Source organism: Planctomycetia bacterium, from assembly GCA_034440135.1.
In the GTDB taxonomy this organism is placed as follows: domain Bacteria; phylum Planctomycetota; class Planctomycetia; order Pirellulales; family JALHLM01; genus JALHLM01.
The window spans coordinates 1-2,863 of record JAWXBP010000154.1 but is presented as its reverse complement, the minus strand read 5'-3'; the positions used below and the strand labels follow the sequence as shown (position 1 = coordinate 2,863).

Genomic DNA, 2,863 nt, shown 5'->3' with positions numbered 1-2,863 from the left:
GGTAGGCGACTACGAGATTCGCCCGGACTTTGGCGATGCCGACGGCGAACAATCAGCGCCAGCCGACGCAGCCGCGTTGTTCGCCAAGCCAGCGGCGGAAGCGGAGCCAAGCAAAGACGAAGCCGATGCCCGGTTGGGCGCCGAGGCCGCTGCGCCCGACGCGCCGGTTCGCCGACCAAGGCGGCTTACCGCGGGACGCTTGGCCGCGATCGGCGGCATCATTGCATTGCCGGTCGCCGCACTCGTGGCGTCGGCGGCGATGAAACAGTCGTTTGAACCAATCTATGTTCCCGCGCCGCCGGCGCCACGGCAGAGCGGAGCGCCGATTCTCGACGAGGAGCTTCGCCAGCGCATGGCGCAATTGCGCGATTCACTCAACCAGGTCAGCGCCGCAGGATTGCCAACGCTGAGTCCGCGACTTTGGGAGGCGGATCAGAATGAAGTGGAAAAGGCGCGGGAACTCTCGTTGCAGTTTCAATCCCGCACGTTTTGCAGCCTGGCGGACCGCCTGGAAGTCCAACTGGCCGAACACCTCAAGCTATGCGCCGATGCGATCCCCGTTCGCGCTCATTTGGACCGCTGGCGTGCGCAGTTGGATCACATGACCAATTCGCGCAGCCAGTTGATTCACGACCATCATCGCTCCGGTTGGGACGCCTTGCGCGGACTGCTCGACGCGGCAGAGCGCAGATTCGCCGAACTCAAAATGCAGGACACCGTCGGGAAACTACAAGAACTGGCTGTGTCCTACGAACAGGAATATTGGAATGCATTAGCGGCGGCCATTTCACGCGCCGAATCGCCATCCGTGAAGCTGGAATTCCTGGCGCAGCTCGTACTGACCAACAGGGCGACTCCACAACAAGAACAGCTCTTTGGCGAGATCGCGCGCGCGAACCAGGCATTCTGGCTGGAACACGCCGACGCCGCGATCGCAGGCAGTTCGTCGCGCGAGGAAGTGTTCGGCAAGGGCGAACTCGCCGCGGCGCTCAACTCGCTCGATCAGCGAAAGTCGACCCAAGCCTGGTCCGAGGCGCGACAAGCGGCGCGGCAGACCAGCGATGCGGAAGCGCGATCGGAGTGCTGGGAAAGATTGCTTGAACTCGCAATGGATTTGCACCAGCCGTCCGCCGCGGACGCCGTGCTCAGCGACTTGGCCGAGAATCCGCCTCCCAAGCATTCCCTGGGCCGCATTTTGGGCTATGCACTGATCTCCTCTGAAAGCGCCGCCTGGGGACGCTTGGCGCCGAACTGCTTCGGGGACTCCAAGGTGGCGCCGGCATCGATGCTCGAGACGATGGCGATCGCCGTGCGTCATTCGGGCGATTACACATCACTCAATCTTGTCGAGACCGTGGCGTCTGGCAAGAGTGATTGCACTGAACAATTGTGCGAACTTGCCATGGCGGCCGCGGAACGTGGAGACCGAAGCGAGTTTGAGCGCCAGATGGATCAGTCGTCGATTTCCCAATCGCCAACCACCGTCGCTCACCGCTTAGCCGGACTTGCATTGTTGGGCGAGTACGAACAAGCTCTCGAACGCCTTGCGGACCTCTTGCCTGGACACGACGAATTTGTCGCGCTCTACGCGGCGTTGGGCGCGGCTCGGGCAGACGACGAGGCGGGCGCGACGCGCGCTTTGGCTTTCGTTTCACCGGAGAATCTGTATCGCGTCCGCGTTGTCCGCGAGTTGGCAAAACGACGACCTCTACGTCAGGCCGGGCACGCGGCCGCTGCTTACCGTTGGGCCAGCACGCTCCCCACCGCCGCCGAGCGATGCGCCGCCTTTGCGTGGCTACACGCTGCCTCGCACGATGCCGCTCCCGACCCGACGCCGGCGGCATCCGCTGGCGCCGTGGCCTCAGCTTTTGGGAAAAGCTGGCGTGGCGAAATCGCGAACTTGCAATCGTCCGGCAATGAGGGTGCAAGCACGTCGCGCGTCACGATGCTCACAAGATCCCCCAGCGATCAGAAACAGACCGCGACGGTCGCCATCGACGCTGACACAGTTGGCTTGGGAAACTCTATTTCCGACCGCTGGGTTTGGATCGACCTTGTCGATTCCCGCGCCGACGAATCCCCTCGTCGGAATGCGGCCGCCGCCGACGCATGTTACTTGCTATTCCGCGCCGGCGAGCGGCTGCATGGCTGGCGCGGGCGCTGCAAGCCCGGCTTCGCGCCCAGTTTGGCGTCAATTGACGGCATCTTGCAGTTCGAAGTGGGCGGTACGCCGACGCAGGATGAAGTCGCCGAGCTCGTGTCGCGCGAAGAGGAGCACGCCTTCGCGGCACTAGCCTTCGCCGACAATCGCGCCAAGATCGAGATCTGGTCGTCACAGCCGCCGCGAGAATTGCAGCCGAATCAGCAGGTCGGCCGTCCAAGATTGATTTACGTCCGTGTCGAGGGGACCAAGTTACAAACGAAACTCGTCGGGCAGGCCGTCGACGAGATCAACGGGGCGCTGCCTCCCGGTTTCGCGCTCGCCGTCGACAAACAGCCCCTGGTAATTGGAAACACGTCTCGGCCGTCGCGGGGGCTGCTGGCCGTTCATTTTTGTCCGCTGACTTCGCATCATGCTCGAGCCAAGGCATTGTACGGCATCAATGACTGGCCAATGGGGGTTGAACATTATGGTCGGCCGATGCACTCGCGCGACTCGGCAATCGATTACGCCGCGATCATGGTTGATCCGGAAAAGCTCAATGAAGTGGAGCTACAGCCCGCTTTACTGCAGGACTTGCTCAGGGCGCTGGGCGTCGGCAGCCGCACTAGGCTCTGTTGACGATTCGGTCTGCTTCAGGTTAAACACTTGCGGTCGGAATTGGAATTCCGATTGCACCCTGGAGGCTCGGATGCCATGCGG

At 62.5% G+C, this 2,863-nt stretch carries 1 protein-coding gene; it reads left to right on the top strand.

Features of this window, described 5'->3' with window-relative positions; all coding sequences use genetic code 11:
* Positions 1 to 2,782 (top strand): hypothetical protein (locus tag SGJ19_09005; GenBank protein ID MDZ4780377.1); only part of this gene is annotated, 2,782 nt, incomplete at its 5' end.
* Positions 2,783 to 2,863: the final 81 nt, after the last annotated feature.